At 55.6% G+C, this 19,998-nt stretch carries 15 protein-coding genes; all 15 read right to left on the bottom strand.

Going from position 1 to position 19,998, the window contains the following annotated elements; all coding sequences use genetic code 11:
• Positions 1 to 106 precede the first annotated feature (106 nt).
• A complete protein-coding gene (locus EDM21_RS20925) occupies positions 107 to 409 on the bottom strand; it encodes a hypothetical protein (protein ID WP_157338353.1) in 303 nt (100 codons plus the stop codon).
• Positions 410 to 542: 133 nt separating this feature from the next.
• Positions 543 to 1,760 (bottom strand): MsnO8 family LLM class oxidoreductase, encoded by a 1,218-nt coding sequence (locus EDM21_RS20920; RefSeq protein ID WP_157338352.1) that lies wholly within the window; start codon positions 1,758 to 1,760, stop codon positions 543 to 545.
• Positions 1,750 to 2,523 carry an SDR family NAD(P)-dependent oxidoreductase gene (locus EDM21_RS20915; RefSeq protein WP_157338351.1) on the bottom strand — a complete coding sequence of 258 codons (774 nt, stop codon included), beginning with the start codon at positions 2,521 to 2,523 and terminating at the stop codon, positions 1,750 to 1,752. The genes EDM21_RS20920 and EDM21_RS20915 overlap by 11 nt, the downstream gene beginning before the upstream one ends.
• A 486-nt stretch (positions 2,524 to 3,009) precedes the next feature.
• Positions 3,010 to 4,407, bottom strand: coding sequence for a phytase (locus EDM21_RS20910; protein ID WP_157338426.1), 1,398 nt, complete (start codon positions 4,405 to 4,407; stop codon positions 3,010 to 3,012).
• A 76-nt stretch (positions 4,408 to 4,483) separates the two neighbouring features.
• Positions 4,484 to 5,356 (bottom strand): sugar phosphate isomerase/epimerase family protein, encoded by an 873-nt coding sequence (locus tag EDM21_RS20905; RefSeq protein ID WP_157338350.1) that lies wholly within the window; start codon positions 5,354 to 5,356, stop codon positions 4,484 to 4,486.
• A gap of 22 nt (positions 5,357 to 5,378) precedes the next feature.
• Positions 5,379 to 6,362, bottom strand: a complete 984-nt coding sequence (locus EDM21_RS20900; RefSeq protein ID WP_157338349.1) for a DUF6005 family protein — start codon at positions 6,360 to 6,362, stop codon at positions 5,379 to 5,381.
• Positions 6,359 to 6,619 carry a phosphopantetheine-binding protein gene (locus tag EDM21_RS20895; protein WP_157338425.1) on the bottom strand — a complete coding sequence of 87 codons (261 nt, stop codon included), beginning with the start codon at positions 6,617 to 6,619 and terminating at the stop codon, positions 6,359 to 6,361. Before EDM21_RS20895 ends, EDM21_RS20900 begins: the two co-directional genes overlap by 4 nt.
• Before the next feature lie 59 nt (positions 6,620 to 6,678).
• The gene (locus EDM21_RS20890) at positions 6,679 to 7,989 is read right to left on the bottom strand and encodes an AMP-binding protein (RefSeq protein ID WP_157338348.1); all 1,311 of its coding nucleotides are present in this window, start codon (positions 7,987 to 7,989) and stop codon (positions 6,679 to 6,681) included.
• 21 nt (positions 7,990 to 8,010) lie between these two features.
• The gene (locus tag EDM21_RS20885) at positions 8,011 to 9,942 is read right to left on the bottom strand and encodes an IucA/IucC family protein (RefSeq protein WP_157338347.1); all 1,932 of its coding nucleotides are present in this window, start codon (positions 9,940 to 9,942) and stop codon (positions 8,011 to 8,013) included.
• 276 nt (positions 9,943 to 10,218) lie between these two features.
• Positions 10,219 to 11,586, bottom strand: a complete 1,368-nt coding sequence (locus EDM21_RS20880) for an MFS transporter (protein WP_157338346.1) — start codon at positions 11,584 to 11,586, stop codon at positions 10,219 to 10,221.
• A complete protein-coding gene (locus tag EDM21_RS20875) occupies positions 11,583 to 13,004 on the bottom strand; it encodes a lysine N(6)-hydroxylase/L-ornithine N(5)-oxygenase family protein (protein ID WP_157338345.1) in 1,422 nt (473 codons plus the stop codon). The genes EDM21_RS20880 and EDM21_RS20875 overlap by 4 nt, the downstream gene beginning before the upstream one ends.
• Before the next feature lie 141 nt (positions 13,005 to 13,145).
• On the bottom strand, positions 13,146 to 13,754 hold the full coding sequence (locus EDM21_RS20870) for a GNAT family N-acetyltransferase (RefSeq protein WP_235918310.1): 609 nt from the start codon (positions 13,752 to 13,754) through the stop codon (positions 13,146 to 13,148).
• Positions 13,755 to 13,870: 116 nt separating this feature from the next.
• Positions 13,871 to 15,961, bottom strand: coding sequence for an IucA/IucC family protein (locus EDM21_RS20865; protein WP_420850682.1), 2,091 nt, complete (start codon positions 15,959 to 15,961; stop codon positions 13,871 to 13,873).
• A 172-nt stretch (positions 15,962 to 16,133) separates the two neighbouring features.
• Positions 16,134 to 18,152 (bottom strand): pyridoxal phosphate-dependent decarboxylase family protein, encoded by a 2,019-nt coding sequence (locus EDM21_RS25320; RefSeq protein WP_275938800.1) that lies wholly within the window; start codon positions 18,150 to 18,152, stop codon positions 16,134 to 16,136.
• Positions 18,149 to 19,513: an aspartate aminotransferase family protein gene (locus EDM21_RS20855; protein ID WP_157338343.1), complete on the bottom strand. Its 1,365-nt coding sequence runs from the start codon at positions 19,511 to 19,513 to the stop codon at positions 18,149 to 18,151. Before EDM21_RS20855 ends, EDM21_RS25320 begins: the two co-directional genes overlap by 4 nt.
• Positions 19,514 to 19,998 lie beyond the last annotated feature (485 nt).

Below are 19,998 nucleotides of genomic sequence, written 5' to 3'. Positions count from 1 at the left end.
GTGTATTGCCTATCGGAGAGAATACCGCTTCACCTGCCGGCAAACGAAATCAGTCGGCTTATTCGGATCCATTTTCGAGGGGACTGCTTTCCGGACGGCCGGCTGATTATTCTCCGTCCGGCTTGTCTTCGTCTGCGGATTCGGGTCTTTCCAGCCGGCTTAACGCGGTTTCGATCAGAAAATCAAACAGATCGTCATCCTCTTCCAGCTTTTCTTCGATAAACGTAATTTCTTCCTCGCTGCCCGATTCCTTCGTAAAGTTCAGGCTGTACATCCATTCCTTCCCCTTCTTGCTGAAAAGAGCGACTTCGTACGCGGTTGTTCCCTCGGTGGCTTTGAATTCCACTTTGCCGATATACCCGTTGTCCTCGCTGTACATCATGCTGGCGTTTAGTACCGTAATTTGCATGTTCGTTCACCTGCTTCTATTAGATTAATTTCATGAATTGTTCTACATGTTCTGAAAAGGCGGATAAGTATTCATCGTAAAACGAAAAGCTCCGCTGTGCAACTGTTCCGGTTTATAACACGCCCTGCAGATTCTAGCTTTGATGTAGAAAGGCAGCTAATAATTCATAGGATTGAAGACGTTTGCCGTAATCCGGCAAATTCGTTACAATCATGAATTCATCCACGCCGTACTCCCGCTGCATCTGCGTAAGCTCTTCCCGGATCTGCCCGGGCGTTCCCGCAAGAATCCGCCGGGATGAGCCACCGGGCTCCGGGGAACTGCCTCCTGACTGGGTGCCGTCCGGGGTGCTGCCCCGAGCGCCGTCTGGAGCGCCGGATGCGTTGCCGGACAGGCCGGTATGCCGAGGCGACTGGCCCGGATGCGCGGCTTGAGACGCAGGATCCTGCCGGAGCCCTCCGGACCGCTCCCGCGGCTGCGCAGAAGCGACAAGCCCGGCATCGGCGCCTCTGCCGGAAGGAGCGGCACCGCGCGGTGCCGAACCTGCCGCAGCCGCCCCTGGCGCTTGCGGCATACCGGCGCTTTCAGCCGCAAGCGCCAGGGCCTCCTCTTCCGTCTCGGCACAGATGACGTTGACCGCAGCAATCGCTCTCGGCTTAGGCAGCAGCCGGGAAGGCTCGAACTTGCTGCGGTATGCCTCCAGCACGGCGGCTCCGTCCGCGTCGCTCATGAAGTGGCCGAACACATACCCCGTGCCGTATTCCGCAGCGTAAGCGGCACTTTTGACGTTCGTGCCGAGCAGCCACAGCTCCGGGGAAACGGACGGCACCGGACGCGCCGTGATCAGCTCCCCCTCCAGGCGGTACTCGCCTGCGAGCAGATTCGAGAGATCCTGGATCTTCTCCGGCATCCGCCGTATATTCTCCAGGAAGTTGCCGCTCAGCGCCATCATGACGTGCGCAGAGCCTCCGGGCGCGCGGCCGATGCCCAGATCGATGCGGCCGGGGTGCAGCGTCGCCAGCAGATGGAACGCCTCGGCCACCTTGATCGGCTGGTAGTGCGGCAGCAGAACCGCACCCGACCCGATGCGGATCTTCTCGGTATGCGCTCCGATATGAGCGAGCAGCACTTCGGGACAAGCCGAAGCCAGCTTGTCCATATCGTGATGCTCGGACACCCAGTAGCGCGTGTACCCGAGCCGCTCCGCAGTGCGCGCCAGCAGCACGGCCTGCTTCAGCGCAGCCGGGGAGTCGGCGTCCTGCATGACGGGAACCAGGTCCAGCACGCTGAGCTTCAGCGGGGGGAGTCCCCTCCCCGCTTCTCCGCTTCTGCCTGTACGCTCAGAAGCCATAGATCGTCATGCCTCCATCCACATACAAGGTTTGTCCGGTTACATAGCTTGAAGCATCCGAGGCTAGGAAGACTACGGGGCCCACCAGCTCTTCCAGCTGTCCGATCCGGCCCAGAGGCGTGCGTCCGACCACCTCAGTCATGAATGCTTCGTTAGCCAGCAGCTTCTCGGTGAGCGGCGTATGAAAATACCAAGGGCCGATGGCATTGACCAGAATGCCGTGCTTCCCCCACTCCATCGCCAAGATGCGGGTCATGTGAACGAGCGCGGCCTTCGTGGTGCCGTATACGACGCCTGTACGCAGAGCTACATGCCCGCCGACGGAGGCCACGTTCACGATGCGTCCGCTGCCATGCTCCTTCATATGGCGCCCGACCGTCTGGGACATAAGGAAGGCAGACTTCAGATTGGTCTGCACGATCACGTCCCATTCATCCTCCGTCACTTCCAGCGCAGGGGTACGGATGTTCATGCCCGCGTTATTGACGAGCACATCAATGCGTCCGGCAAGACGCACCGCCTCCTCTATCGCCGCCGTCACATCTTCGCGCACGCCGACATTCGCCGTAATCGGATAGGCCCGGCATCCGGTCAGACTTGTAATCTCTTGAGCCACGGACTCCAGATCGCTCAGAGTCCGGGATACCAGCACCACATCCGCTCCCGCTTCAGCAAGCCCGATGGCCAGCGCTCTTCCGATGCCTTTGCCAGCTCCGGTCACGAGCGCCGTTTTCCCTTCCAAATTAAAGCCAGGCAGATACATAGGGGTCAGCTCCTTTATTGAACATCTCTTAACTTCACTTGGATTCAGCCATTCCAAGAGGCATTCCTTATCTATAGCGATATATCTATAGCGATATATCTATAGCGATATATCTATAGCGATATATCTATAGCCATATATCTACGCCATATATCTACGCCATATATCTACACCATGTATCTACAGCCATGTATCTATAACTATTCTTCCTCTATCTATTTTCAGGCATTCTGCACCGGCACCTGTCTGGTCCAATCCCGGTAAAAACTTACGAATCAAGTCCTTTGGGACCGTTTCTCCCGGTGATTCATTTTTTATAATCTTTACCCATGATAAAAGTTTCGCACGCAGAAAGCAAAGCGCAGGGACTAACGCTTCCACTCCCCCCACTGCGATCGCTCAAAGAACTGTTGAACATTCAGACGAATGCAGAAGACCCCTCACCGTCCGAGGGGTCTTCTGCATTCGTCCATCCATCATCTATGACTACTTCCGCCGATTTACCAGCTGACGCGGATCTATTCCATTGTCCACAAGCAGCGGATTCTTAAAAGATTTCGCCAGTTTATCCCAGGCTACAATTTTAAAATTCTGATTTACAGCGGTGCCGTTGTCGATATTCTCATCATCCTGAGCGACGAAAATCCCGTTAGGGTACGCATCCCCAAGCCCAAAACCTAACACGTCTATCCCATCGGTCTCCGAGGTTCCGTCAATCGCGCCGTCCTTAATGGCGAAGCTCCCGAGATACCGGTTGCTCCCTTGACGCTCATAGACGGCATAAGTGCTGCTTCCCTGGCTGGATGCAAGGAGATATCCTTTGCCGTCAGCGGCGTAGTATAGGGTCAGACCTTCGATATCGGCCGTCAAATGCGAACTGTTCACATCGTCGACACTGGCTACCGGCTTGCTGCCGCTGCCTGGCTCCGCGCCGACCTTCCAGATGGCTTTGTCTTCTTCGGCCAGATAGATTACCGCATACTCATCGTCCGCGACAATGCCTTCCGCCTGCGAACTGACTTTGAATTCCCGTACGCGCTTGCCTGTTATGCCGTCTGTACCCGGTATCAGCTCAATCTGCTCGAACTCTCCGTCTTTGCCGAGAACCAGCGCGTAGAACTTATCCGTCTTCAGACTGTGATACAGACTAAAGCCGTACACTTCTTTCATAGCCGGCTGAATAGGCTGGGATGTAATACTCTTCAGCTCGCCGGTTTCCGGGACGATCGCAAACACATCAATCGTGTTCGCCGACCGGTTCGTCGCAGCTGCAATATCTATCTTCTTCCCGTTAAGCGGAAAACCGTAGCGCACATCGATGTTGTTCATTTTGCCAAGTTCATAAGATTGTACCTGCTTGCCAAGCAGATCATAGACGAGAATGCCGCCGCCTTTGTTGGTAGCGATAATCCGGCTCTTGGACGGATCATCGGGATGCAGCCAGATGGCAGGATCGTCGGCAGCGTCATCGCCGCTGTCGACGGAATCGGTCTCCCCGTCTGCCGTCACTATGGCCAGCTGGGGCCGCTCTTTGTCCGGCTGGACGGGCTCAGGGGATTGCCCCGCGCTAAGTCTGCTTAAGACCAGCTCAATCAATCCCGGGGGAACATACGTCGAGTCCCCCTTAAGCTGAATGCGGCCGTTCAGTTTAACGGTCGTGCCTTCGAACTCATACTCGCTGCTGCCGATCGTCACCGAGCCGGACGCACCATTGTGCAGGGTAAAAAAAGCCGTCTGCGAACTCTGCTCCCAGGTCACACGCGCTCCTGATTGTTCGAGCATACTCCGTAAGGGAAGATATCCTTCTTCCACAGAAGCGTAAGCAGACGGACTGTACAAACTTGCGGCAAACAAGAGAACTCCCAAGCTTTTCAACCATTTCAGTGATTGTCCCGATTTCATCGAATAAGTCACCACGGCTTTCCGGCAGAATACGTTCTGCCTTTAGTATGGCGAAGAATTATTCGGGGAAATTACGCGCTGCGTTAAATATTTGTAAATGATTTACCAATTCCAGCTTCCGCAGCCAATCCATCTCCTCTTTCAGAATGTTCAGCGGATCGGGACCGAACCACTCCAGCGACGCGGGAATCCCGGTACGGTGTATGTACCTCAGGATACTCCTGTAATCCACGGCCCCGTCTCCAAGCTTCACAATCCCTTCGCGTGTACCGCTGGAGGAATACACATTATGAGGCTGAAAAACTTCCAGATACTGCGGGGACGAAATATTTTTCAAATGATAATGCTGTACCCAAGGCTCCAGAAGCCGCATACATTCCTGCAAATCCTCGCCCGCTTCCCACAAATGAAGAAAGTCGAGATTGATGGCGAGCTGCTCATGCCCCGTTTCTTCCAATACCACCAAAGTGGAGGCGAGTGTATCGGCAAGGGTATTGGGGTGTGTCTCAATAAGCAGCTTTACTCCGTGCTCTCCGCACAAGTCGCACAGCTCGCTTAACCGCCGGGTGTAACCCTCCCTTGCGGCTGGCGTTACGCCTGCGCTGGGTTCTTGTCCTGCAAAAGTACGGATGCGGTTCGTTCCGAACGCACCGGCAAGCTCTATAAGACTGCGGCATTTGGCTGCCGTCTGGCCGAAGTCCGCTTGCGGCGATATATCCAGATAATCACTGATCATCGTTATGTTCATGTTATGAGTACGCAGATAGTGAAGCTCTTCCAGTTCTTGCTCCTGCCTGTTGTCATACAAATGCTGTGCATGAATCCCCCATAGCTCAATGCCGCTGAAACCTTGTGCCTGTGCGTAGCGGACAAGTTCACCGAACGATATCAGAGCATGACGAAACGAAATGGTACCTAGCGAGATATTCATCGGGTAATGGCTCCCCTTTCTATTAGGAGGTTGCTGCAGAACTTTGTTCTTTGCGGGAAGAGTCCCACCACTGCGCAAACTGGCGTCCGATCTCCTTTTTGAGATCAAATTCGATCCGGTCCGCCTTGTCCACCGACTCCAGGAGGCCCGCTACAAGACCCGGATCCCCCTTAATCGACACTTTAGCTGCGATATACTGGATCGTATTGAAAGCCTGAACGAGATCCCGGATCTGCTGCGCCCAGTATTCGTAGAGCTCCTCGGGATATCCGAGCGCGTCTCTGAAAACCATCAGCGCATAATCGTAGCTGTACTTGCGGATAGCGAGAATATGAATCTGTTTGAGAGCAGGCATCAGCATAGCGAGCGTAGCGCCGCTTTGTCCGCTGGCGATTTGAAGGATCGTTTCCCGGATGCGGGACGTCAGCGGATTGTTGTCCTCATGAAAACCGGCGTGAAAATACCGCTGTATCGTATCGGCTGCAGGCGCCTGGATATTCAAAGCATCCACATAAAATCCTCCGCCAAAAGGATTCTGTATGATCGCCTCGATCACGCGTTCTTTCCTGATATTTCCTTCCCACCGGAAATCCGGGTCGAACATAAACCATTCTTCCGGATCGGAAGTCTCAGACAGTACGAGATAGTGCGGGAACGGCTTCTGATAAAATTTGTTCTCCCGCTCCGGGAGCACAGACATATCGATCTGCACAATCAGATGGCGGTGATCCGGCCGCTCCGCTATTAATTGAAGAAACATGTCCAGGTTCTGCTGCTTGCTCCGGCCGGGATCATACCATTCATGCACGCGAAGCCCGAAGAACTTCTGGTACCAGGCCAGGAAATAATCATGCCGGTGCCCGTCGGCATAGTAGGTAATGGTCCCATCCTCTTTCACCGAGAACCCGGAATCCCAAATTCCGAAATAATAAGGCCGGTGATCGACCTCGCTGTTTCTTTTAATAATTTCGCATAGACAGCTCATCAGACAGTGAACTTTGATCATACGGTGCCGCCAGACGCGAGGGGGCTTAGCCGCCCGATAAAATCGAGCAGAGAACCGATCGTCAGGAAAGCCTTCGGATTGATTTCATCTTCGGGAACCTGCAGGCCGAATTCGACCTCAATGTGGACCAGCAGTTGAAGAATCATAACCGAGTCAATCCGCAAATCTTCGCGGAGCCGGGTATCATCCGTAAGGGAAACTCCCCTGGGCACCTGCAGCTTTTCTGTAAAAAGAGCGTTCAGCTTCTCTCGCCGCATTTCCCGCAAAGATTCCAGATCCCGCGGCGCCGCAGGTTCTGCTTGATCTTGCTTGCCGTTCATGACAAATCCCCCATTTCCAGTAATCTCCGGCTGATTTTTCCCCCGGTGTTCTTAGGAATTTCACTGACGATCCGTATCTCCGACGGAACTTTGTAGGGAGGCAGCCACTGCATGCACCAGTCCATCACTTCCTGCGCGGCTACAGCGGGCTCGGCTACGATCTGAGCCTTGACGGTTTCTCCCATAACGGGATGCTGTCCTCTATAGACAACCGATTCTCTGATTCCTGTACATCTGGAGAGGACATCTTCCACCTCCATAGGAAACACTTTGAGTCCCGAGACGTTAATGACATCATCCATACGGGAGACGACCCGCAGATTCCCTTGCTCACTGAGATATCCGATATCTCCCGTGGAAATCTTACGGCTGTTCGTCGTCACCAGCAGCTCGGACGGATGAGCCTCATCCTGACTTACAGCCACCTGCAAATGCCCCAGCGGCTTCCCCATGTCCGCATTCGTTTCCATCTGATTGGAGATGGAGATACATCCGGCTTCGGAGCAGCCGTACTGCTGCATCATGACAGGCACCACAGGACGCAGCTTGTCGTAGAGACTGCCTGGCATAGGCGCGCCGGAGCTCATGATTTTATGGAAAGGAACAGCTTCGCCCGGAAAAGAAGACAAGATGTGAAGCAGCGGCGGAACCCCGTACACGAGATGTCTCGGCGTATCCCGGATCAGGTTCAGTACGAACTTAGGGTTGCGGTTCGTCACAATAACCGGACTGGCTCCTCTGCGAAGTGAAGCCAATACTCCGCACAGCAGCCCGTACGAGTGAGTGACCGACGGAAGCACAATCGGCACTTCCGATTCATCGGTTTCCAGTGCTTCGTTGTAGGCTGCCAGCTCTATATCAATCTCCTGCCAGGTCCGCTGGATAAGCTTGGCGCTGCCGGTCGTACCCGAGCTGAACTGGAACAAGGACGGCTCCTTGCCGGAGCTTGTGCCATACGCCGGGGGAAGCTCATGCTCCAAGCCCGCAGCAAGAGTATCTTCCGGCTTGGCATACCGGTCCTGCCCGGCGGAAATCCAATTCTCGGGATTCTGGTACACGAGCCCGCTGCATCCCGCTTGTCCGGCTTGGTGCAGGGCTGTCTCCAGCGGTGTATCGCCATGAATCAGCAGCACGGAGCCGCCTTGCCCCCGTACCAGCAGAACGAGCCGGACAACATCGACCGGATCGGATAAGCACAGCGCAATTCTCCGGCCTTCGATCCTGCGGAAATGCGCCATCCGCTCGTAAGTGAGCAGACGGTTGCTAAACTCGGCCGCATCTATTTGGGTGCGGTTAACGGCTAACATATAACTTTCCCTCCTTGGTTATCAGGCCTGGCCTGACTTCTCCAGCTGCCGGGTTACCGCGAACAGCGGATTGGGCACTTCATGAGTAAGTGAATCCCGCTGAGGATACAAGCGGCGCTTGGTAAGCTGCTCCACCCGGCAGGTCGGCACGAACAGATCCGCCTGCCTGTAGCGCTCCGCGAGCTGCGGGAACCTGCGCTCATATTCGCTTAACACTTGTGCGGCCAGTTCCCAGAAACGGGTTTCCTCATATCCGGACCGGTCTGCCAGCAGGAGTGCCAGTTCGCCGAGATTGATGAAGAACAGCGCGCCGAGCGTCAGGCTCCGGACGGATGCGACATCCGCCATTTCGAAATAGGTTCCGAGGGGAGCCCCTTCATAGATTTCATGCGCCTGCGTAAAATCAGGGCATTTCTCCGGCTGCGCCAAATACTCCCGGCAGAACAGGACATCTTCATGGAAATCCTTAAGCGCAACCCTCACGGGCATGCCGTCCCGGTGAACGAGCACCATATTCTGTGCATGCGTTTCGAGCGAAACGCCCTGCGCGACAAGCAGATGGACGATAGGCAGGACAGAGGTTTCAAACAGTCTTCTCAGCCAGCTCTCGACCCCTATAGACTGAAGCCACGGCAGAATGTACGGCGTACCGTCCAGTTCCAGCGCGCACAGCGCATTGAACGGAGCGGCCTCTTCTCCCTTTTCCAGGTGCTGATGAATGCTTTCTCTCCAGATGCAGCCGAGTGATCCGGCAGCTCCCTCAGCCCTGGGATCATCCGCTGCGGGCGGGTCATAAGAAATCCCGGCAAACTCACGCAGCAAGATGAGCTTCGCCTCGTTCTTCAAATAATTGTCGCCCTCCACAAGCTCGGTCAGCCAGTCGGACACCATCGGCGCTGTCGTAACGAAATGAGGCGGCAAATGGCGGGAGCTGGAAGTGTTGAGCAAATTCATAGCCAGCTTCAAGGAGGCTTTACCGATCCTGCTCCGGTTGGCCATCGTGCGGATGGATTGCTGCGGCCTATACTCGTCAGGTGATTCACCGAGCAGGATCATCCGCTTGTCCCGCAGATGCGCCATGTACGCCGGGGCAATCTTCTTCTTCCACTGCCACGGATGCACCGGCACGAAGTGGTAGTGCCGGGGATCACATCCGGCAGCCCGGACGGCGGCATGGAGCCTGGCCAGCTCCGCTTCGCCCAGTTCGGCAGCCAGCAGGTTGCCGAAGTCCGATCCGGAGCTGATGGCCGCCCGGGTATTCTCCCGGCGCACAGCCACCCACAGCAGCCGGAGGGGCTGCTTGTACTCCGGCCCGTAAGCCATATGATCGGCATAATCAAAGCCGATCCTGGACTTGTAGCTCGGGTGATACGGGTGCCCGTCCGTCAGTCCGCTTTCGAGCGCGTCGTAGCCTTTCCCCTGAAGACTGCCGTGCTCTGCGTTTTGTACACCGTATTGTGTACCGTTTTGCGTACCGCGCTCTGCGCTTTGTACATTTTGTACACCGCTTCGTGCACGCTCATATTGGCTCAGCGTATCCTTCAGCACCGTTTCTTCCAATTCTTCAATGAAAGCTTCCAGTTTCTGTTCATCCGGTACCATACCGTCCGGTGATCGCTCCGGCTTGACGACTTCCCGCATAAAGAGAGCTACGGAGGAAGCTTCTCCCCTGCCTTCCGCGGATTGCCGGATCACCGGCGCTTCGGTCAGACGGATGCGCCCAAACGACAAGCGCCGCTTCCCGCAGCAAGTATAGAAGCAGGGGCGGCCCCTTGAATCGGTGCCCCGCAGCGTATATAAAGTAACGTCCCCGCTTTGCTGCGTCTGGGCTTCTATCACTTCCTCGTACAGCAGAGATTCAATTAATTGCCGGAACACTCTGCTTAGAACCTGCGCATATTGCGGAGAGGCGATAGCCTCGCTGACCTTCATGTCCTGCGATATCCGGTTCATCCTCATCCCTCCCTTATATCCCTTTTTTGTCGCTTTCTCCTTGCTGGCCGGCTTCCTGCGTCCTTCAGCAGCCGCTTTATCCTTGTTGCCCTGCTTCGAACATCGAACATGATGAAGGATGAAGGCCGTATCCTTAGGAAACTTCGAGTCGCATGCGGCAGCTCCAACTGTCCCTGCACTATCTCCGCAGGCAGGCTGCCTGCAAGGCAGCTGCCAGCTTCCCTATGGCGATTCTTCCCGCCACCTCCGTACAGTTATCGCGGATATCCCGTCCCTCTAGCAGTAAATCTCACTTTCCGGCTGCCGCTTGCTCTTGCCGGCTCCGGAAGCTGCGCTCCTCACAAAGATAAAGAAGAGCAGCAGGTTCACCAGACACAAAAGCGCCGCCGCAACAAGCGGTGCCGTTAAGCTTATTTCGCGTGCCAGCGAGGATGCGAGCAGCGGAGACAGCAGTTCGCCCACATTCTGGAACGATACGATCACGCTAAAATGAAGCGGCAGGCTGCTTCCGCTGCTCCGGTCGAACAGCATGACGTCCAGCACAGCCATCGTTAAGGCCAGGAACAGCCCGTACAGCATGCGCCCGATAACCATCACCAGCATACTGTCTGCCGCTGCCTGCAGGAGTAAACCGGCCGCCATGATCGCAATGCCGGCCGTATAAACGGCCGTTGACCGCTCCGGCACGCAAAGTCTCCGGATAAGAGGCATCGCCGCCACCGCCATCGCACTCGGGATCAGGAACAAAAGGCTCCCCGTCTCTGTCCCGGTACCTAACCTGGCTTCTGCCAGCGGGGTAAAGAACGGCCGGATCAAGTTGTTCGCCAGCGCCAGCGTGCAGAATACGATCCCAATGGCCAGAAGGAAGCCATATCTCTTCACAATGCTCGGAGCTGAGGCTGTGCCGCTTAGGCTTACCGGCTTCTTCTCTGCCGACACCTGCCGATTCCTCACTCCCGCTTTTTGCGCTTCTGCCGGCCGCACCCGCTTCGATGCTTCCACCGTCCGGGCGTCACCCGGCACTGCGGGCTCCGCTTTGTCTGCGGCCTGGCCTGCATAACCGCGCAGCACCCACACGCAGAGAGCAAGCTGCACGGCGTCAGCCGCAGCTGCCCCGTAGAACAAAGTAAGGGGCTGCTCCATGCCCAGCATTTTGGCACCCACCAGTGTAGACACAATAATAGCGGTATGGTGAACCGCATGAAACTTCGCGGCAGTCGCCGCGTTTTTGCGTCCCTCGGATAACTCGATCATGAGCGGGTAGATGAGCATGTAACTGCTTTTGAACAATAGAAGCAGAACCGTTATCACAAGGAATTCAGCAGCGGTACCGGCGGTCGCCATCAGTGCCGTACACACGGCTGTTCCCGCCTGTCCGGCTACCAGCAGATGCTTGGCCTCAAATCTTTTGGATAACAAACCCCACAACGGGGAAATAAGTACGACGGTAAGGCGGCATACGAAAATATAAACGCCGGTAAATGCGTAATCTTCCACGCCGAACACTTTGCTGAAAAACTGCGGATAAAAAGGAGACAGCAGCACTTCCGTAAACAAACCGAGAAACACACAACCCAGGAGTACAGCCTGGGCCAGCTGAGCCCGGGGGGAGCCGGCTCCAAAGCCTGCGAGCTTCGTCCTCATCGAATCCCGAATTGCTGGAAAACGTTGCGTTCACGAACGGGATACACCGTCTCACCCGCAAGCGAATTAATAATAACGCTGTTCCGGTGGGCTCCCAGGCCCAAGTCCGGCGCCCCGACTCCATGCGTATGAAGCTCCCCGTTCTGAATATAAATCGAATTGGCCAGCTCTTCCTTCAAGGCAAGCTTGTAATCACCGCCTACCTCGTAGCGTCCGGCTGAATCCCAGCGGATCAAATCCTGCAACGACCCTAAACAGCGGGGTATCGTATGCGTGTAGCCTGTCGCGAAGATCACTACATCACTGTCATGCGTAAAATGCTCGTCCTGGATCAAATGCCTGCAGGTCAGTCTGACCTGCTCGCTCTTCTCCCCGGACACCGGTTTGATATTGCGTACCTCCGTGGACGCAAGCAGCCTTACGGCAAGCTCCTTCCCGCCGACGCTCGCCTCGTACAGCGCATCATAGATGTCCGCAATCGTAGCGGCACTAATTCCTTTGTACAGCAGTGCCTGCCCTTCCCGGATCTCGTCCTTGACGGCCTGCGGAAGCTGATAGAAATAATTCGTATAATCCGGGGAGAAATGCTCCAGACCCAGCTTGGAATATTCCATCGGGAAAAATCCGGCAGAGCGCGTAAACCAGTCGAGCCGATAACCGCAGGCTTCCTGCTCTTGGAGCAGCCGGAGAAATATTTCTCCCGCGCTCTGCCCGGAACCGATGACCGTCACCGACTTGGCCCTGCGGCACTGCTCCAGCTTATTCATGAAATCGGCTGAATGAAACACACTCTCACCCAAATGCGTGCGGAACCGCTCTCCGACCGAGGGCACGCTTCCTACTCCGAGAGCCAGATTCCGGGTCCGGTAGGTCCTCGTTTCACCGGAAGCCGTATCATACACGTCTACCTCGAACACGCTCTCGCTGCCTGACGAATCCAGCCGGACATCCCGCGCCTCCATACCGAATTGGCAGGAAGGCAGCTTACCGGCAGCCCAGCGGCAATATTCGTTGTATTCGCGTCTAGGGATATGGAACTTCTCCAGGAAGTAAAAGGCATAGTGCCTCCCCTGCTCGTGCAAATAGTTTAAAAAACTGAGCGGATTCGTCGGGTCCGCCATCGTAACCAAATCCGCGAAGAAAGGGACTTGCAGCGTCGTTCCTTCAATCAGCATTCCTGCGTGCCAGTCAAAACGGGTCTTTTGATCAACAAAAAGAGACTGGATGCGGGGTGTTTTCTGCAGCAGAGCCGCCAGCCCCAGATTAAAAGGGCCGATCCCGATGCCAAGCACATCGTAAAGGACGGATTCCGGCAATCGGGCTGCTCCCTCAGCCTGGGCATGCAGCCGGATTTCCTTGTCGGCTGCAGCCGTTCTGAGCACTTGGCCTTGCACTTCTTCCTTCCGTTCGCTTCGCATTACATATCTCCTTACCTTCCGTCTTTCTCTCGTATGAGAATGATTTTACTAGCTGTCCAGTCCGCTGCGGACATGGCCCAGGCCTCTTTGTGCAGAGAACAAACGAGTCCGGGTTAAGCAACGGATGACAGAACCCCGCTGTCAATTGCCCCAGCGTTCATGCCCGCCATCTTCTCCGAACCAAGGCGCAAACACCTTGATATCGGGCAGCTGTCCCCACTGCTGTTTCCATTTTGCGCTGAAAATCTCCCGCTCCAGGAACATCAGCGCGCCTTTTTTATCGGGAAGCGTAACTTCTTTTTGGACAACAAAGCCGCATTTCTCGAAAATATGAATCATTTTGCCGTTCCGGATATCAGGCTCCGCAATAATTTTCAGCGTATCCGCGTGACGAAACAGGAAGGCAACCATCGCTTGAAGAAGCGGGAGGGCATAGCCTTTACCCGTGTATTCAGGCGGGCCGATCAGTAAATGAACCCCTTGATCCGCCGGATGAGCCTCATAGTGCCTACCAATCACATCGCTGCGCGTCCAGTAAGCTTCGAAATAGCTCACGGGAGTCCCGTCCAGCAGCCCCAGGTAGAGCGTCTGGTGCGTATCGGCAAGGAAACTCCGCAGATGGGCGTCATATTGCTCCCGGCTTACATTCAAATTCCAGTAAGGAATAACATGGGCTTCCTGCTGCCAGCTGTGCAGAAGCTCAACATCCCGCTCCAGTGAGACCGGACGGAACGAAATCGTCTTGTTCAAGCCGGGATGAAGGAGCTGGAAGGCGCAGGCTCCCTCTTCTGCTGCGGATGAGTTAGAACCAGCGGCAGCCTGCTCCCCGCTGCCGTTATCCGGACTCAGCGAATACTTGCCTGCCGTCATTCGCGGCCAGCCTCCTTTGCAAGCGGATTATCTACGAGACAGTAAATGGACTGTGTATCCATCGCTCCCACCAGCTCATCCATGTCATACAACCGGGTCAGAAGATTGGCTTTGCAGGGCAGCTTCTCTGAGTTCAGCAAGCTTCTCAAGAATACGGAAGGCTCCCTGTCTTGAGGCAAGAAAGCCTCCAATGCCGCGCGCAGCTCTGCCAGCAGAACCCTTTCATCAATCAGTCCGGCGGCCCCGAATCCGTTAATCAGACCAAACATGTGATTGTAAATGAGGTAGTACCGGAAACGCTCGTCTGCAACCGCATCCTCGCAGACCGTCTGGCTTTTCTCCCCGATTCCCGGCAGAAGATTGTCCAGCAGAGGCCGGGTCGACCGGCAAAAATAGTAGCCCTGATTATCACGGTAGCGAAACCGCTCCGGGTATCCTTCCTTGAGCTGCACCACGCTGTTCTGCTGATGCGCTTCCAGTGCCACGCCATAAGTCAAATAGAGCCACACCATCGGACGGAGCGAAATATCCAGATAACGCCGGAACCAATCCGTGCTTACCTCTTCCGTACTTCTACCTTCACGGGCAGACAGCTCCCGGATGATCCGGGCTATCCGGGTCTGCTGGCCCGGCAGCGCATCCTGTACCAGACCCGCTACAAGTGTCGCATTCTGCGCTTCGCTTGATGCCGCGGTTTGGCGGAACTGATTATCGCGCAGGACCACTTCAAAGCCGGATTCGTCCTCTTGGCCGAGTCGAAGTGTGAGGTAGGCCGGATCACAAGTAATATCGAATCCGGGGAATAGATTCCTCACGCGTCCGAGATCCGTCAGAAGCAGGCGCTGAACCTCAACGCCCCGCTCCAGCTCCTTGAACAGATTCACGCGCAGGGAATTCGTCACTTTCACCTGCACGGAGAATTTGAACATAAAGCGGGATTCCGGATGATAAACGGTTCTCAGAGAAGAAGTGGCTGCGTAAGGCTGTCCAAGCTGCCCCATATCCTGCAGCAATCCCGCTTCCATGTGCCGCTGCACCTCCGGCCGGGTGAGCAGCCACCGGGCCTGAAGCGGATGAACCGGGATCAGCGAGTAGTCGTCAGCAGCCGGGCTTTCCGCATCACTTGCAGAATCCGTGCCTGCTTCGCTGGTCAAGCCGTTTGCTTCGCCCGGGTAACCGCCGCCTGCTTGCTTATGGACACTTCCGCAGAAGTCTTCCATAAAAGCCGGCGGAACCGACGGATCATCGCGCAGACCGGCTTTGACCAGTTCCGAGGCTGATTCGGACCATGCCGAATCTTCACGGACGATGGAGCGGTGAGCGCGGAAGTAATGGAGCTGAAATTCACCTTTCAGCTCCGGCGAGTACAGAGCCTGCTCTTCCTCGGGTATGCCCTGGCGGCTCTTAGGAGTAGGATGAATCAGATGTCCGAACAGCAGCGACTGTTCCGCTTCGATAAAATCCGTATCGAAACCGTACAAAGCCTCCGTATCGTCCTGACGGCTAGAGACGAAGCTTTCGATGTTGCGGGTGCTCTGGATCAGCCGCAGTATAAGCTCATCCACTGCAGAATGGCGCGCTGCGGCCGTCACAACCCCTACCGGGGGCGCCTCCGCTGCCGATGCTGTTTCTAAGGCGGGGGCTGCTTCTGAGGCTGCTTCTAAGGCCGCTTCTAAGGCTGCTTCTGATGCTCCTTCTGAGGCTGCTCCTGAGGCTGCCTGCGGGAATGCTTCCGTCGATGTTCCCTCTAACGTCTCCGCAGCCCGCAGTTGAAGCGAGAGCTCTTTCACGAGGATGACAGCCAGCGTCACATAATCCGCCTCCACCCACTTCTGCCCGGCACCCGTCCGGTAATACACGGGAAAAGCAAATACATGCCGGCCCGTGGGTGACTTATACCGGACACCGGCGGCAATAACAACTCCCTGAAGAGGCAAATCCACTTTCGTATAGATGACGGTCTCCTTGTCTTTCGTTCCAAGCCCGATTTCATCTGCCGAAACCCATTCTCCACTTCCCGTTTCCCGCAGATAACAATTGAGAAAGCTCTGCATAGCCGCTTTGGCGGCAATTTCCCTTGCACTCATGTAACGGTTCCTCCTGTTTGAGCTTAGATTAATAACATGATGTATTGATGAATCCAGTCGCGATCTTTTGCACCTGCAGTAGTTCTCCGGCACGTTCTGAAGCACATACGCTGTGATTCTCCGCCGCTTGAGGAGCCGAAGTTAGTCGCAGTTCTGTTTCCTGTCGGACTTCTCAGCCTCCCGCTTCAAGCGCCTTCCCAATCTCCTTTGCCTTTTGTAAAATTTGCTTCGTATGCTTCAGCTCCGTACGCGGATTCAGCAAAGTGAACTTGAGCCACAACCGTCCGTTTGCTTTTGTGCGCGCAAGCACCGCCGTTCCCTCCGACAGCAGTGTGGAACGAATACGGACGTTGAGTTCATCCGACCATTCTTCGGGACTCCGCCCTACCGGACAAGAGGCAGGAACGTAGCGGAAGACAATTGCGTTCATAACCGGCTCATTCATCAGCTCAAAAGCAGGCTCCTGCCGGATAAGGGCGGCCGTGCCGCCTGCCAGCTCCAGCGTATAATCGATCATCTCGCCGAAAGCCAGCCGTCCTATGTGCTGCAAAGAGATATATAATTTGAGCGCATCGAAGCGGCGCGTTGTCTGAACCGATTTGGTCACGAGATTCGGCACGCCGTCCTCTTCGTCCTCTGCCGGATTAAGATAATCCGCCAGCTGTCTCATAAACCGGAAATCATGCCGATCCCGGAGCAGGAATGCTCCGCAGGAGATCGGCTGATAGAACATTTTATGAAAATCAACGGCAATCGAATCCGCCAGGTCAAGACCGGCCAGCAGACCTGCATGCTTATCGCTCAGCAGCAGCGCACCGCCGTACGCGGCATCGGTATGGAGCCAGAGGTCATGCCTGCGGGCAATCGCAGCCAGCTCAGGCAGCGGGTCTATGCTGCCGAAATCCGTAGTGCCCGCTGTCGCCACCAGCGCGAACGGCAGCAGGCCGTCATCCCGGAGCTGCGTCAGCTGCTGCTCCAACAGGTCCGGGCGCATCCGGTGCTGACTGTCCACCGGAATGCTCACCACGGCCTGTTCACCCAGGCCCAGCTGAGCGGCCGACTGCTTCACCGTGAAGTGTGCGGCTTCTGAGCACAGCACACGCATTCTCGAAGCAGCCGGATGGAGCCCGAGCTCCCGGACGTTCCAATGCCAGCGGCTCATGCAGAAGCGGTCACGGGCCAGCAGCAGCCCCATGTAATTGGACTGCGTGCCTCCGCTGGTGAACACTCCGTCCGGCTTGGCTGCGTTCAGGCTATCAGGCTGCCGGACACGGGGAGTTGTCTCATGCGGGAGCAGCTCCGTTGAAGGGCTTGAGCCCTCTCCGCTCCGATCGCTGTGACGGCCCTGAGCGCTTGCTCGTTCCTGCCCGCTTAGAGCAGAACCGGCTGCGCCGTGCGCAAGGCTTTCGGCAGAAGCTGATGCCGCGCAATCCTCTCCCTCAGTCTCACTTGCATAACCTGCCAAGCCGCACAGCCACCGGATCATCCGCTGCTCCAGCAGAGTTCCGGCCATGCTCTGATCCCACGAATCCATCGACTGATTCGTTGCGGAGATCAACGCTTCCGCTGCCAGCGAGGATGCCAGCGGCGGGCAGTGCAGATGCGCCGCACAAGCCGGATGGGTAACTACGGCGCTGTGGCGGAGGATGGTTTCTCCCACACTGCCGAGTACAGCGAACATGTCCGAACCGTTCTCCGGGCAGATGGTTAATTTATCCACGAGGCCCGCAAGCTGCTCCGGACTGAGGCCGCTGTATGGCTGCGGCGAGGATGCAAAGTCGCGGATGATTACCTCGACTGCTGTCGTCATCATATCGCGATAGCTCCGCTGACTCTCAGCCGTTTCGGTCAGAAAAAGGGAACGAAACATCTTTTCTCCTGAACCTTCTATTCCTATATGCATAGTTGAATTTACGGCAGAAGGAACACCCGCTGAAACCGGATCTTCACCGTTTACAGCCTTTCCTTGATTGGCACGGCTTACAGAACCTTCTGCATTTACAGGTTCTACAACTTCGGCCTGCTCTGCAGTGTTCACAACGTTTATATCGCTTGCTGCACCTTTCCTATTCACTCTGTTCTCAGCTTCAGCGGCACTTGCGGCAGTTGCAGCACTTGCACTCTCCGCCGACGACTCTTCACTGTTGGTATGCCTGGTATTCTGCGCACGCGCAGCATCCGCAGCCATCATGCTTCAACCTCCCGCATGCCGCGGACCGCGCGCTGCGCGGCCATTACAGACTCGCCGAAGATCCAGGCGATGTCATCGATCTGCTCCTCCGTAATGATAAGCGGAGGCAGGAACCGTACCACGCTGCCATGGCGTCCGCCCAGCTCAAGAATGAGGCCGCGGGACAGGCACTCCTGCTGAATGCAGCGGGCCAGCTGCGGATGGGCGGGGTAGCTGCCGATCCGGTCAGCTGCCTGGTCGGAGTCGACGATTTCGACGCCGACCATGAGTCCTTTGCCCCGCACTTCCCCGATGCAGTCCGCCTGCCGCTGAATCTGAAGGAGCGCGTTCATAAGCTGCTCTCCCGCCACCGCGGCATGCTCGGTCAGCCGCGCTTCGCGAATAAACTTCAAGGTAGCCGTGCCGGCTGCCATAGCAAGCTGGTTGCCGCGGAAAGTTCCCGCATGGGCTCCCGGCTCCCATATATCCAGCGATTCATCGTACACGACGACAGCAAGCGGCAGACTTCCTCCAATCGCCTTGGAGAGAATCAGCACATCCGGCGTAATGCCTGAGTGTTCAAAAGCAAACCATTTCCCTGTCCGGCCGATGCCGGTTTGTACTTCGTCTATAAGCAGAGGGACCGAACGCTCCCGGGTCACGCGCCGCATTTCACGCACCCATTCATCCGGGGCGGGAATTACGCCTCCTTCTCCCTGTACAATCTCCATGATCATACCTGCCGGACTTACAATCCCGCTTTCGGGATCATCCAGCATATTCTCTATGTAACGGCTTCCCAGCCGATTCCCTTCATCCCCGCCTACGCCGAAAGAACAGCGGTACGGGTACGGATAAGGCAGAAAGTGTACGCCAGGCATAAGGCCGCTGACGTTTTCTTTGGGGCTGCGGCTGCCCGTTAAGCTTAGCGCCCCGTGTGTCATGCCATGGTAACCGCCGTGAAAAGAGAGAATCGGCCCCCGGCCGGTCGCTGTCTTCACCAGCTTAACCGCCGCTTCCACCGCATCTGCGCCGGATGGCCCGCAGAACTGAATCTTGGCCCGCTTGGATAAGTCCGCGGGCAGTATGGCAAACAGTTCATCCACGAACTGTTCTTTTACCGGGGTAGTCAAATCAAGCGTGTGCAGAGGAAGTCCGCTCGCAAGCACCTGCTCGATGGCTTCCACAAGTACCGGATGGTTATGCCCAAGTGCAAGCGTACCGGCGCCTGCCAGACAGTCATAGTAAGTTTTGCCGTCCGCATCCTTGACCATCATTCCTTTGGCCTCGCAAAGAGCCATGGGGAGCCTCCTCGGATAAGAACGCGCGTTGGACTCACGCTTTTGCTGGCTGTTCAGGTAATGCGCATTGCCCAAAATCATAGCTTTATTTCTCCCCTTCTCAGGTGAAGTCTGTTAATTGAGAATTCTTATCAATTACTTGCTGCTCATTGTAAATGATTATCATTATCAATACAAGAGGGAAATGGATAATTTTTCTTTATTTTGATAATTTGCGACCATAGGCCTAGACAACTCCATTACCTTGGTGCACGCAGAAAATAAACACAGCTTTCCCTTCATCGAAGGCCGGTTTCTATTCCGGAATGATTTTTTTACTACTATAGGCGGACGTTGGACCCTTTGCCCTTCAACAGATTACGCCCATCTTGCCTCTTGATTTTCCGGCACAAACGAACGATTCTATCTGCACCTTTCCGTCTATTTATAACCGTTTGATTCTTAAAATTTCTAAGTCAATTTCCCTATTCCAAAAAAAGGGGTTGACAGGACTTGGAAAAACCTTTTAAATAAACAATTGATAATGATTATCATCATCATCTATCCGCATGCATTTACATACTTTT

This window comes from Paenibacillus lutrae (assembly GCF_009757775.1).
GTDB lineage: Bacteria > Bacillota > Bacilli > Paenibacillales > NBRC-103111 > Paenibacillus_F > Paenibacillus_F lutrae.
This window is presented reverse-complemented; position numbering and strand designations above follow the sequence as displayed.